11 protein-coding genes are annotated in these 13971 nt (G+C 38.6%); 4 read left to right on the plus strand and 7 right to left on the minus strand.

The window, feature by feature from the left end; all coding sequences use genetic code 11:
- Positions 1–34 precede the first annotated feature (34 nt).
- From R2Q84_RS09055 to R2Q84_RS09065, 3 genes are read left to right on the plus strand one after another with little or no spacing between them, the layout of a single operon-like run.
- Complete coding sequence (locus R2Q84_RS09055; protein ID WP_316816222.1) at positions 35–862, plus strand: hemin ABC transporter substrate-binding protein; 828 nt, start codon at positions 35–37, stop codon at positions 860–862.
- A complete protein-coding gene (locus tag R2Q84_RS09060; protein WP_316816223.1) occupies positions 856–1902 on the plus strand; it encodes an iron ABC transporter permease in 1047 nt (348 codons plus the stop codon). Before R2Q84_RS09055 ends, R2Q84_RS09060 begins: the two co-directional genes overlap by 7 nt.
- Before the next feature lies 1 nt (position 1903).
- Entirely contained in the window at positions 1904–2701 is a 798-nt protein-coding gene (locus tag R2Q84_RS09065) for a heme ABC transporter ATP-binding protein (RefSeq protein ID WP_316816224.1), read from the plus strand.
- Positions 2702–2814: 113 nt separating this feature from the next.
- Here the strand turns inward: R2Q84_RS09065 and R2Q84_RS09070 are convergent, their stop codons facing one another.
- From R2Q84_RS09070 to R2Q84_RS09085, 4 genes are all read right to left on the minus strand, one after another.
- Complete coding sequence (locus tag R2Q84_RS09070) at positions 2815–3831, minus strand: LacI family DNA-binding transcriptional regulator (RefSeq protein ID WP_316816225.1); 1017 nt, start codon at positions 3829–3831, stop codon at positions 2815–2817.
- A 153-nt stretch (positions 3832–3984) separates the two neighbouring features.
- Positions 3985–5661, minus strand: coding sequence for a sodium/sugar symporter (locus R2Q84_RS09075; protein ID WP_316816226.1), 1677 nt, complete (start codon positions 5659–5661; stop codon positions 3985–3987).
- Positions 5662–5715: 54 nt separating this feature from the next.
- Positions 5716–7047, minus strand: coding sequence for a xylose isomerase (xylA, locus tag R2Q84_RS09080; RefSeq protein WP_316816227.1), 1332 nt, complete (start codon positions 7045–7047; stop codon positions 5716–5718).
- A gap of 16 nt (positions 7048–7063) precedes the next feature.
- Entirely contained in the window at positions 7064–8539 is a 1476-nt protein-coding gene (locus R2Q84_RS09085; protein ID WP_316816228.1) for a xylulokinase, read from the minus strand.
- 274 nt (positions 8540–8813) lie between these two features.
- Between R2Q84_RS09085 and R2Q84_RS09090 the strand changes: the two genes are divergently transcribed.
- Positions 8814–9995, plus strand: a complete 1182-nt coding sequence (locus tag R2Q84_RS09090; RefSeq protein ID WP_410478419.1) for an asparagine synthetase B — start codon at positions 8814–8816, stop codon at positions 9993–9995.
- Here the strand turns inward: R2Q84_RS09090 and R2Q84_RS09095 are convergent.
- From R2Q84_RS09095 to lpxK, 3 genes are read right to left on the minus strand one after another with little or no spacing between them, the layout of a single operon-like run.
- Positions 9992–12019, minus strand: coding sequence for a putative porin (locus R2Q84_RS09095; protein ID WP_316816230.1), 2028 nt, complete (start codon positions 12017–12019; stop codon positions 9992–9994). The two genes, R2Q84_RS09090 and R2Q84_RS09095, sit on opposite strands and share 4 nt — an antisense overlap.
- On the minus strand, positions 12019–12834 hold the full coding sequence (locus R2Q84_RS09100) for a purine-nucleoside phosphorylase (RefSeq protein ID WP_316816231.1): 816 nt from the start codon (positions 12832–12834) through the stop codon (positions 12019–12021). Before R2Q84_RS09100 ends, R2Q84_RS09095 begins: the two co-directional genes overlap by 1 nt.
- A complete protein-coding gene (gene lpxK / locus R2Q84_RS09105; protein ID WP_316816232.1) occupies positions 12806–13867 on the minus strand; it encodes a tetraacyldisaccharide 4'-kinase in 1062 nt (353 codons plus the stop codon). The genes R2Q84_RS09100 and lpxK overlap by 29 nt, the downstream gene beginning before the upstream one ends.
- Positions 13868–13971 lie beyond the last annotated feature (104 nt).

Below are 13971 nucleotides of genomic sequence, written 5' to 3' on the forward strand. Positions count from 1 at the left end.
TTGTAAAACAAATCAAGAATAAAAACACCTTAAAATGTATAAAACAGTAACAACTCTGCTCCTTGTAATGCTTGGACATCTGGTTTCAGCTGGTACGGCAAAGCGCATTATTACTTTAAGCGGTGCGCTTACTGAGACAGTTGACGCCCTGGGTTATGGCGCTCAGATTGTAGCGGTTGATGTAACCAGCATCTATCCTTCTTATATTAATAAAATACCAAAAGTAAGTAAAGACAGAGCAATATCGGCTGAGGGAATCATATCCTTTTCGCCTGATCTGGTTCTTGCTCCTGAGAACATGATTTCAAAATCTTTGGAGTACCAACTGAAATCTACGGGGATAAAAGTTACAATTATCAAACAGGAATATACACCTAAAGGTGCGCTGACTTTCATCAGGCAGGTAGCCTTGGCAGTTGGAAATCCTGCTAAAGGGGAACAGTTGGCCAAACAAACTGAAGCAAAAGTAAATCAAGCAATTGAAGTAGTAAAAAAGAACCCCAAATCTCCTAAAGTATTATTCTTATATGCTCGCGGAACTGGGGTCATGATGGTAGCAGGTAAAGACACCAGTATGGATGCCATTATCAGAACTGCAGGTGGTAAAAATGCTGCGCAGGGTTTCTCAAAATTTAAACCTTACACTACGGAAGCTTTGGTAAACGCGAACCCCGACATCATTCTTATGTTTGATTTTGGCTATAAAAGTCTCGGAGGTATCAATAGTATATTAAAAATGCCTGGGGTAATGCTGACCAATGCTGGAAAGAACAAAAAAATAGTAGAGATGGACGGGGATTTACTGGTAAATTTTTCTGTAAGACTGGCCGAAGCGATTACTGAATTGAATAGTAAATGGTAAATAAACGCTTTTTTCTATACTTTTCTTTAAGTATTGCATTGATCGTTGCCGCGGCCTTTTCTATGAGTCTTGGCGCTGTAAAAATACCATTAGGTGATGTCATAATTATCATTGGCAAAAAAATCGGCCTCTTTAGCAAAACTGAAATTGCGATGCAACATGAAGGAGTAATGAACATTGTTCGCATTCCCAGGGTACTGCTTGGTTTACTGGTGGGCGCTGCTTTAGGGATCTCCGGAACAGCTATACAAGGTATCTTCAGAAATCCACTTGCTGAACCTGGATTGATTGGAATCTCTGCCGGTGCATCCTTAATGGCCGTTATTATTATTGTATTAGAGATTAGCCTGTTGACAAGCTTAAGTAATTTACTGGGTTATTATCTACTTGCCTTTGGCGCATTTTCGGGAGCTGGTATTGCGGCTTTAATTGTTTATCAGATTTCGCGCACTGACGGAAAATCGAACGTTGCAACTATGCTGCTTGCAGGCATTGCAATCAACGCCCTTGCTGGTGCACTTACCGGTTTGATTACTTTTGCCGCCGATGATCAGCAATTAAGAAATATTACGTTCTGGATGCTTGGTAGTTTAGGGGGCGCAACATGGGAAACGGTAATTGCTGTGTTACCTTTTATTGTTCTTCCTATATTATTACTCCCGCGCATGGGTAAAGCGTTAAATGCTTTCGCCCTGGGAGAAAACCAGGCAGCCCAGCTCGGTCTAAAAGTAAACACCATAAAAAGAAACGTAGTAATCCTTGCAACCATGGCTGTTGGTGCTGCAGTAGCTGTATCCGGCATCATTGGTTTTGTGGGCCTGTTGGTTCCACATACCATCAGACTGTTGATTGGGGTTGACAACAGGCATGTACTCCCCGCTTCGGCTTTATTAGGTGCACTGATGCTAACGCTCGCCGATATGCTTTGCAGAACAATCATTGCTCCAATAGAACTACCTATTGGCGTAATTACCGCCTTGCTAGGCACGCCATTGTTTTTATATATTTTAATCAAGGACAAAAAGAAACTCGTTTTATAATATGCTTGTAGCAGATTCATTAACATTTAAAGTAGGAAAAAGGGCACTTGTAAAAGACATTTCTTTTAGCATGCGCCCCGGCGAACTGCTGGTAATATTAGGCGCGAATGGTGCGGGAAAATCTACACTATTTCGTTTACTAAGTGGCGAAAAACCACCATCGACGGGTAGCGTAAAACTACAGGGAAAGTCCATTGCCGAATACTCCTTGTCGCAACTTGCTTTACAACGCGCAGTACTGAACCAGCAAAACATTGTAAGCATGGCTTTTACTGTCCTGGAAATCGTAATGATGGGCAGGTATCCGCATTACCGTAATAGTCCTTCTTTAAAGGATGATGAAATTGCAAAAGAGGTGATGGAACTAACAGGTATTTCTGCTTTTGCGGATCGCTCTTACCTAAGCCTGTCTGGTGGCGAGCAACAGCGTGTACAACTGGCGAGAGTGCTTGCACAGATCTGGAATGTACCAAATGCGCTATTACTTATGGACGAACCTGTTGCCAGTCTGGATTTACAATATCAGCAACAAACGCTTGCTATTGCAAAAATGTTAACCAAACGTGGCTTTATGGTCATCAGTATATTACATGACATTAATCTTGCCGGACAGTACGCCGATCGGATTATTATGCTTAAAAATGGAAGAAAGTGGTACGATGGTACCGTTGCAGAAGTGCTAAGTGCAAAAAACATTTATGAAGTCTTCGAGATCAACTCTGATGTTTATACGAATCCTAGAACATTAAAGCATTTCTTCATTCCAAGAAACGTTTTAGTTAATGCAAATGCCAGATAACATGTCAGAAAAAAAAACAGTTTTACTCAAGTGGTTGAAAAAAGTTGGTGTATGGGGCTTTTTATTCTTTTTGATCAAAGGATTAATCTGGCTCGCTTTAGGATATTGGGTTATTAAATAATGAGGGTTGATTGCCTTTCTACAATTGTAGGCTCCAAAACAACATGGCGTATATCATCGTATGGATTATTTTGTTTGATCATCTGTAAAAACATCTCTGCACAGTCCCGTCCCATTTGATTGGGGTGCTGATCTACCGTAGATAGGCCTGGTGTGATATATGCAGAAAAAGTTTCGTTCGCAAAACCTATTACCCCAATCTTTGGTGGAATCAGATCAACTTCTTTAAGCTTTTTAATTACTCCCAACGCTGTAAAATCATCTCCCGCTATTATAGCGTCGGGTATATTGTCTCCAAGTAGCAGCTTTTCAACGCCAGACTTACCATCTTCTATGGACAGCCCCCCCATAATAATCTGGTCATCATTTACAGGCAAATTATTAATTATCATCGCTTCTCTGTACCCACTCAAGCGATCTTCAAAAATTTTTACTTGATGACCAGTAGTTACAAATGCAATGTTTTTATAGCCCTGGTCAATTAAATGTTGAGTTGCCAGAAAACCAGCTCTAAAATCGTTCAGCGTTACAGTAGGTACTTTTAATTTTGTGCTGATTCTATCAAATAAAACAAGTGGTTTATTCTGCTTTATGATCTCCTGAAAGTGGGACACTTCACTGGTTTCAAGAGAGATAGAAGCAACGATCCCATCTACTTGCGCTTCCAGCAGTGTCTTAACTCCATTTATCTCATTTTCAACAGACTCGTTGGATTGATAAAGAATAATCCGGTAACCACTACCTTTCAATCCCTTCTCAATACTATGAATAACTGATGCAAAAAACTGTGATTGAACACTTGGAACAATTACGCCTACAATAAACGTCTTACCCGATTTAAGGGCAGAAGCTAATCTATTGGGACTGTAATTTAGTCTTTTTGCTACATCAATTACAGATTGCCTGGTCGATTCGCTAATTGCCGGGAAACCGCTGAGTGCCCTGGATACCGTTGAAACGGTTATGTTCAGTTCCTTTGCAATATCGTATATGGTTGCTTTTTTCTTCAAAATCTGGGATTTACAAAGTTTGTACAATTATACCAAAAATATTTTTAGGTCTTTATAAGCACCAGCTACATTACAATAAAGAGCCTGTATCACACAATCATGATCAGGCTCTTTAACTATGCTCATCCGTCTAAAGACGAGCCGTTTTTATTTTTACCAATATACACTATAAAGCGCTACAAGGAGGCCAACTACAATTAAAGCACCAACGGCAAAACCTGTTGAAGTTTTAAACATTGTTGCATCAATTTCAAGTCCTTTAGGATCTTCTTCTCCTTTGTTTTCAACCAGCGAAATGATAACCATCCCAATGATACAAAACAGGAATACAAAGCCCATTCTATCGATAAACGGAATTTCATAAATACCTGCAGAATTCTGAACAGCAAATCCAAACTCTGACATCCAGGAAAGATCAGTCATACCTGGCAGGAATTTAAGCAACAACGAAAGTGCAAAACCTCCTATTGTTGCAAATAAAGCTGCATTTGAAGTAGATTTTTTCCAGAAAAATCCCAAAATAAACATGGCAAAAATACCTGGTGATACAAAACCGGTATACTCTTGAATATATTGGAAACCACCTTTTTTATCAATACCTAAATGCGGAGCAATTAAAACCCCCAAAACCATAGATACAATAATTGCAATTTTACCTGTCACAACCAGATTTCTTTCCGTCGCGTCACGCTTAATTACTTTTTGATAAATATCTAAGGTAAATATGGTAGCGATACTATTTGCTTTTCCTGCCAGTGAAGCCACAACCGCCGCAGTTAACGCTGCAAAAGAAAGTCCTTTTAAGCCTGCTGGCAAGAGGTTAAGCAATACAGGATAAGCCCGATCCGGATTTACGGAACCATCCTGAAGCATTTCGGACTGAAAAGCACCATCTTTGTACAACACATAAGCTGCAATACCAGGAAGTACTACAATAACAGGCATCAATAATTTTAAAAACGCAGCAAATAGAATACCTGCACGAGCGGTTTTCAAGTCGGCACCCAAAGCACGTTGCGTGATGTATTGATTACAACCCCAGTAGTTCAGATTCACAATCCACATACCTCCTACCAAAACACTTAGTCCGGGCAGATCAATATAATTTTCATTCTCAGGTTTAAGAATCATATGGAAATGTTCTGAAGCTTTATTAGTCATCAGATGATAACCTTCCAATATACCTTTTGTCCCATAATGCTCAGACACCAGGCTCAATGCCAAATAGGTAGTCGCCAAACCACCCAGAATTAAAAAGAATACCTGGATTACATCTGTATAACCTATTACTTTCATCCCACCCAGTGTTATGATAATTGCAAAGGCAGCAATGGCATACATACAAAGTTCAATGCTAAAACCAGAAATACTGCTTACTGCCAGTGCTCCTAAATAGAGTATTGATGTTAAATTTACCACCACGTACAAAAGCAACCAAAAAACCGCCATTATCATTGCTACTGTTCCATTGTACCTTTGATGCAGGAACTGTGGCATGGTAGAAATTTTGTTCTTCAAATAAACGGGAATAAAAAAAACTGCGACTACAATAAGTGTTGCAGCAGCCATCCATTCATACGTTGCGATTGCAAGTCCCATTTTAAAGCCTGAGCCACTCATACCAATAAATTGCTCAGCAGAGATATTTGAAGCGATTAAAGACGCTCCTATGGCCCACCAGGTTAAAGAACCCTCGGCCAGAAAATAATCCTTAGATCCGCTTGCCGCAGATTTTTTCTTGTTATAAATGTAGAGCCCATAGGCTGCAACAATTATAAAGTAAATTAGAAATACGATGTAGTCTTTCGTATCCAGTACATTGGTTCTCATTAATATATTTAGGTTAGGTTTAGCTTAGTTGTCTGTAATAGACCTATTAAGGTTTTAAATATAGCGATTTATTACATTTTCCAAATATTCTTGTTTTCCGCTACGAACTTCGGGTTCACCATTTTGTGCTGCATAGTCTCTTAAATCTTCCAAGCTTAATTTTCCCTGCTCAAATTCTGCTCCTTTACCGCTGTCGAAAGAAGCATACCTATCCGTTCTTATTTTCTTATAATCTGATTTTTGCAATATCGCATCCGCGGTGATCAAAGCACGTGCAAAAATATCCATACCTCCCACATGTGCATAAAACAAATCAGCGGGATCAGTTGAATTACGACGAATTTTGGCATCAAAATTCACACCACCACCTTTTAATCCACCACCTTCTAAAATAATCAGCATGGCTTCTGTCAATTCATTGATGTCATTAGGAAACTGGTCTGTATCCCAGCCATTCTGGTAATCACCACGATTCGCATCAATTGACCCTAATAAACCACTATCTACCGCAACCTGTAGCTCATGTTGAAAAGTGTGTCCGGCCAAAGTAGCATGGTTAACTTCCAGGTTCAATTTAAAATCTGCCAGCAAATCATACTGCTGCAAAAATCCTCTAACCGTTGCAGCATCATAATCATATTGATGTTTGGATGGTTCACACGGCTTTGGTTCAATAAAGAAAGTACCTTTAAAGCCCTGTTTACGGGCATAATCTTTAGCTGTATGTAAAAACTTGGCCAGATGTTCCTGCTCACGTTTCATATTGGTGTTAAGCAAACTCATGTAACCTTCTCTTCCACCCCAAAAAACATAATTCTCTCCACCCAGTGCAATAGTTGCGTCTAATGCGGCTTTCACCTGTGCAGCACCATGTGCAAGTACATGAAAATCCGGGTTTGTAGAAGCACCGTTCATGTAACGCCTATGACTAAATAAATTGGCTGTTCCCCAAAGTAATTTCACACCACTGCTAGCCTGCTTCTCTTTAGCATATTCTACCAAAGTTTGTAATCTCCGTTCGTTTTCAACAACATCATCGCAATAATCAACCACGTCAACATCATGAAAACAATAATATGGCAATTGCATTTTGGTAATGAATTCAAATGCTGCATCCATTTTATCTTTTGCTCTTTCTACTACATCTTTCTTTTCATCCCAGGGAAAAATATGTGTAGCACCACCAAATGGATCGCTGCCGTTTCCGTTAAATGAATGCCAATAGGCACAAGCAAACTTAAAATGCTCATTCATTGTTTTTCCCGCGACTACTTTATTTGCATCATACCATCTAAATGCAAGTGGATTATCGCTCTGCAAGCCTTCAAATTGAATTTGTTCAATTCCTTTAAAAAATTCTTTAGCTCCTGTTACTACTTTTGTCATGTTGATATATTTTTATTTATAATGCTTTATTTAAAAGATCTTTCCATTCGGCATATACGCTTTCATATGCTTCAGAATTCTTTGGTTCTAAATACCTGATCAATTCATGTTGGGTAAATGCTTCTTCAGCGCTCTTAAAAATCCCTGCTCCAATTCCAGCTCCCAATGCCGCACCTACACTACCATCATTTTCGTATAATTCAACCGGGATCCCGGTTACATCCACAAATGTCTGGGCAAAAACATCGCTTAAAAATAAGTTCGCCATTCCTGCCCTGATGACTTTTGGCCGCATACCATTTTCTCGCATAATGTCGAGACCATAACGAAATGAGAAAGCGATTCCCTCTTGTACAGCTCTAAAAATTTCTGCCTGCGTATGTAAATTGAGATCAATACCCAACAATTGAGCACCGGTATATTTATTATTGAGCATCCTTTCAGCACCATTACCGAAAGGCAAGACCTTTAAACCTTTACTTCCAATAGGAGCTGTTGCAGCCAATTCATTAAGTGTTGCATAAGATAAGTTAGGAGCAAAATTGTGCTTTGCCCACCTGTACATACTTCCTGTACCATTGATACATAACAATACACCTGTATGTTTTTGTGCACTGGAATAGCTTACATGTGCAAAAGTATTTACCCTGGATTGCGGATCGCAGGTAAGGTCATCACTCACACCATATATTACGCCTGAAGTTCCGGCAGTCGCCGCTACTTCACCAGGCTTAAACACATTTAAAGAAAGTGCATTGTTAGGCTGATCACCCGACTTATAAGAAACAGGAATTCCTTCCCTTAGTCCCAACAATGCAGCAACCTCAACTTTAAGCGTCCCATGTACAGAAAAAAGCGGTTTAACTTCAGGGATTAAATCCTCATTAAACCCATAGTATTCCATCAATTCTTTTGACACTCCATCTTTTCGGAAATCCCAAAAAACCCCCTCAGACAGTGCTGCAATACTGGTACCTATACTTCCCGTTAATTTCATAGCGATAAAGTCACCCGGTAGCATTATTTTATCAATCTTGTTGTAAAGTTCAGGCTCATTATTTTTAACCCAGGCTAGCTTTGATGCTGTAAAATTTCCGGGAGAATTGAGCATATTATTCAAACAATGTTCATGACCTATTACATCGAATGCCCTTTCTCCAAGTTCAACGGCGCGGCTATCACACCAGATAATACTATCCCGTAAAACCTGTCGGTCTTTGTCCACTACTACCAGCCCATGCATCTGATATGCAATACCTATAGCCAGAATATCTTTTGTATTAAAACTTCCCGAATCCTTTAATTTTAGAATTGCATGAATAGCATTTGTCCACCAATCAGCCGGCGACTGCTCTGCCCAGCCCGGCTTAAGAGATTTAATCTCCGTTTCTTCTTCAGGGTATTGTGCCGTAGCTATCCTTTTCTGAGTCGCTATATCCACGACAGAAACTTTTATAGAAGATGTGCCTATATCAAGGCCTAGTAAATACATATATTCCTCGTTTTATATCTGATTAATGCAACCGTTTGCATAAAGATAACTGTAAATTCCTAAATCCCATATGTTTTGAAAAGAAATATACAAAATCCTTCTTAAGCGATTAATTTTTTTGCCTAGAGCAAAGCGCTATAATTTCCTTTTTTTTGTACCGTTATATAAGTACTTTCGTAATATGTGCCTGTTTATGATTTCAAAACGAGTAAGTCTTTTCTTTTTCTTCCTGCTATTGTGCATTACGCTTAAAGCTTCGTCTATTTTGATTTATATGGATGAAGACCAAAAAAATCACTTGAAAGCTTATGGTTTAGCATACTGGGGCATTAAACAACAGGCTGATGTGAGCTGGCTTTTAAATTACCGTGGAGGAAGTTTTTTGATTAAATACAATAAAGCGGTTGAAGATGAATGTAAGACCCGCGGTATATCCTATCAGATACTTGCCGACGGAAAGGTCACTGCGATTTTAAATGAAATTAGTGACCCCCAGGTAAACATGGAGATGGTGAAACTTGAAAAAGCACCTAAAATTGCCGTCTACTCTCCTAAAAGTAAACTGCCATGGGATGATGCGGTAACCCTGGTGCTTACTTATGCAGAAATACCTTATGATGTAATTTATGACGATGAGGTATTAAAAGACAAATTATCGGGTTATGACTGGCTACACATGCACCACGAAGACTTTACAGGCCAGTATGGCCGTTTCTGGAGCGCATTTAGAAATGCGACATGGTACAGAGAAGATGTAAAAAATCAGGAGGCTGCAGCAAAACGTAATGGTTTTAAGAAAGTTTCCGAAATGAAACTGGCTGTAGCCAAAAGAATAAAAGAATTTTGTGCGGGTGGAGGATTCTTATTTGCGATGTGTTCTGGGACAGACAGCTTTGACATTGCTTTAAGTGCCGATGGAATAGACATTTGTGAAAGCATGTTCGATGGTGATTCAGCAGATCCTCAGGCGCAAGCTAAAATCAATTTTAACAGAACTTTTGCCTTTAAAGATTTTCAGTTGGATCTGAATCCTGCCAATTATGAATTCTCGGATATTGATGTTACGCAAACACGAACATTAACACAGAATAATGACTTCTTCACGTTATTTGATTTTTCGGCGAAATGGGACCTGGTACCAACAATGCTTACCCAAAACCACGACAAGGTCATCAAAGGATTTATGGGACAAACTACAGCCTTTAGAAAGCGTCTGGTAAAACCTAGTATAACTGTACTTGGCGAAAATAAAGGCGCCGAAGAGGTTCGTTATTTAAATGGAGAAATTGGTAAAGGACAATTTACCTTTTATGGAGGACACGATCCTGAAGATTACCAGCATGCAGTTGGTGATCCCCCTACTGATTTAAACCTGCATCCAAATTCACCCGGATACAGGCTGATTTTAAATAATGTATTGTTTCCCGCAGCTAAAAAGAAACCACAGAAAACCTAATCATAGAAATTCCACTGTACACCGAATTTGAATAACAAGCGGTCTTGCATAGGATATTGATTAACGGTATAATAACCTTTAATAGGGAAGCCCTGGTTTACATAATCACATTTCACAAACAGATTGGCTTTCCTTAAGCTCGCTTTTACCCATACATCAATAATTGGTGTAGCATCAAAGGTTCTATCCTCGCCAATATAAAACTGACTGGCAGCAGGAGAATAAGAATAGTTTTTATAGGGAGTATTGTAACGAATATCGAAACCGACATTGGTTTTAAGCGCTTTAAAAAAAGTTTGGTTCAGATAGAAGCTATTAAAAGTATAAAACTCAGGTGTTCTTAATACCCCAGGATTATCTGTTTTCTGATATACGATATAACTGTCTAAATGAAACTTACCAAATTGAAATTTCTTGCCCACCGCAATTTTTAAAAGATTAATACTTCCACTAAGCTGGTCGGGCATAATTGTAAGGCTATCTGCCCGGCTTGAACCCACTACACCATATCCCCTGGATTTAAAATACAGGTAGTTATTTATCAGGTAATAATCTGCTGTGGCATCCAGTTTCAATTTATCGTTTAAATATTTAAAGGAGAAATTAACCGTTTTTGTTCGATCGAAGTTATTAATCCATTGATAATGGTTCCCAAAATACCGGTTATAGATTTCCTCAGGAGATTTGTTCTCAAAATAAGCTCCCAAAACAACTCTCCCCACCTTATTGCTAAGTAGAACATTGCTTTTAGCTTCATATAGGAAGTCACCAGTGTTTCTGCCCTGAAATATTTGTTCTACATCTACATTCAAATCTATACGGTTACTAAATCTATAACCTGCCGACCCCAGCAAAGTAATATTCTGAAAACTAGCGTTGTAATCGTAAAAATTAGTCCTGTCTTTATAAGCACCTATTTGTGTATAATTATAATATTCATGCCTTATTCCCGCATCCAGTTTCAACTCATTTTTAATGATAGAGCTTGACTTTGCTCTAAGGAAAAAGCTGTATATAAATTCATTTTGAATACGGTTATAACTAGTACTATCGTTGGTAAAAGTACTATCTGCAAACCCTTTTGGAATTACAGTATGATCATCGACCTCATCTTTTTGAAATGCATAGGACTTTTTATCGTATTTAAACGTATAGGTAATTTTGTTGGTAGGTAATATCTTATCTGATATTTCCTGCGCCGTGCTATCTATACGCCCCACAAAATACGACTGTTTAATCAAGAATGAACCTTGACGCCATATTTGCCTCGAATTATTTAAACGTGTCCTTTCCGCAATCCTGTTAATGATCTGATCAGGCGCACTGGTATAAATAGCTTTATTTTCGATAGAGCCATTTTCAGCAGCCTTTAAAGTATTAAAGACTCCATTACTCCATAAATTATAGCGCTTATTAGGTGACTGGTACCAGGTAAATAATGCTCCGTTGAGGTCATCACCTCTTTGTCTGGTGAATATTCCATTGGCTCCAATCCGATTAAAATTGGCCCCTATATTGAAATTTTTCTTTACATTTTGCGAGTGGATGACCTTAAAAACCTGTTCTGCGTCTCCTGCTGTTGCATAATAAAGGCTGGTAAAAGGGGTTCTTGCCTGATAATATTTAACATCATCATGGGTCATCGCATAAAAATCCAGGGAATGGAAACCCGGATCAAAACCTATTGTCTTTACCGGCTCGAATAACATTGGCATAGCAGCCAGGCCTAAATTTCCCGTACTAATTGTGGGCCTCCTTGGCTGAACAAGGACACTGAAATTTTGAAAGCCATTTAAACTGGTATCTAATGGGAGGGTCTGTATACTATCTTTAGTTAGTTTCAGTGTAGTATACCTTACATATTTTGAAGTAAACACAACCGAATCCAAGCCCTCTTCATCTTTTTTCCTCAAAGAATCCAGCTCCTTATTGTCTCTTACCGTGGTCTTCAAATCTTGTGCAAGCAAAGACCCTGTACTTAAACACAACAGCAAAAGAACAAATAAAACAATGCGTTTATACATTACAAAGTAGAAATTAACTGGCTCAATATTTTTGTCATCATTGGTTCTGCGGTTTTAGCAGTTTCCAGTATCTCTTCTAGACTTACTGGTTCAAGTACCTCTGTAAAACCTTCATCTGTTAATACAGAAATTGCAAATACAGGCACCTGCATATGGTTGGAAACAATAACTTCAGGAACAGTACTCATCCCAACTGCGTCCCCTCCAATTATTCTCAAATATTTATATTCTGCTTTTGTTTCCAGATTAGGCCCCGTCACAGAAACATATACGCCCTGATGACAGTTGATCTTTTCCTTTTTGGCAATTTTCAAGGCGCTATCGATCAGTTTACGGCTGTATGGCTGACTCATATCCGGAAATCGGGGGCCCATATCAGCATCATTATGCCCTCTCAATGGACTCTCAGGCTGTAAATTGATATGGTCATTAATGATCATCAAATCACCTTTTTTAAAATCCGGATTTAAAGATCCCGCAGCATTTGACACGAACAAACAATGGATACCTAAGGCCTTCATTGCTCTGATTGGAAAAGTGATCTGTTGCATACTATAGCCTTCATAATAATGCAAGCGCCCTTGCATAGCAATCACTTTTTTACCTTTTAAAGTTCCAAATATTAACTTTCCTGAATGAAACTCAAGGGTAGAAATCGGAAAATTAGGAATGTTAGAATACATTAAACTATACTCAACTTCTATTTCGTTAACCAGGCCACCGAGACCGGTCCCCAATACAATTCCAATTTCCGGTTCGAAATTATTGGTTTTACGTTTTATATATTCAACGGTTTCGTGTAGTGCTTGAAACATAGTTTAAAATCTTTTGATCAAATGTAGCTTTATCTTCTTTCTGTAAGTCAATTTTAATTGGCAAATAAAAGACTGGTAAATTTAGTAGTAATTCTTTGAAAGTAACATCTAATAAACGCTGTGCGTCCTTTTCTGTTGTAATAATGATTTTTTCTTTTCTAACATCACTATTAAACGCCTTAATCAGGTTTTCAATATTACTTTTACTAAACTGATGATGATCGGGATAATCGTGATGCTCAATATCAGTAGTGTAATTTTTAAGGTGATTTAACAGTGGCAATGGATTAGCAATACCAGTAAGCAGAAAAACAGCGGTATCCTTTGTAATTTTATCACAGGCTTGACTTGTTGAGGAGAACAAGTGTTCTAAATTACCATAGGTGATAAAGGAAAAAGACACATCGGCCACTGACTTATGATTAAACTTATCAATGCATTTTTCTCTGTCAATTTTGATTATTTGTACTGGAGCCTTTGTCACCAGTAAAGCCTGAGCTCTTTTATACCCAGCAAAGGGTTCTCTTAAATTACCGGCAGGTAAGAGAAATTGCTGCTTCAACAATTTTTGATATTCGAAAAGCAGTATACTAAAACCCGGCTTTACACTACGGTGCTGATAAGCATCATCCATCAGTATGATGTCGTGACTATCCTTTAACAGGTTAATGCCTTTTACCCGATCTTCACATACGGCTACAGTTACCTGCGGAAATTTATTGTAAAACTGCATTGGCTCATCACCTATCGTCTGTGCAGTTGCGTTATGATCAGCCAGCACGAATCCTTTGGTTTTCCGACCGTAGCCTCTACTCAATATTGCGATTTTATGTCCCTCAAGCAAATGAACAAGGTATTCAGTTACCGGACTTTTCCCGGATCCACCAACAACCAGATTACCTACACAGATGACCGGAATATCAAAACCTGTTGATTTAAGCAAGCCGAGATCATACAGTTTATTTCTGAGTACAACCACCAGTCCATACAGGATAGAAAAAGGAAATAAAAGTAATCTCAGGTATTTAATCATGCTTAGGGCTCAAAAATAAGAATTATTACAGCGTATTGTATCAACATAATACAGAATGAGCATTACCATCGTAATAAAAATAAAACCTACCTTTGTGGAAACAA

Source organism: Pedobacter nyackensis (assembly GCF_032678475.1).
GTDB lineage: Bacteria > Bacteroidota > Bacteroidia > Sphingobacteriales > Sphingobacteriaceae > Pedobacter > Pedobacter nyackensis_A.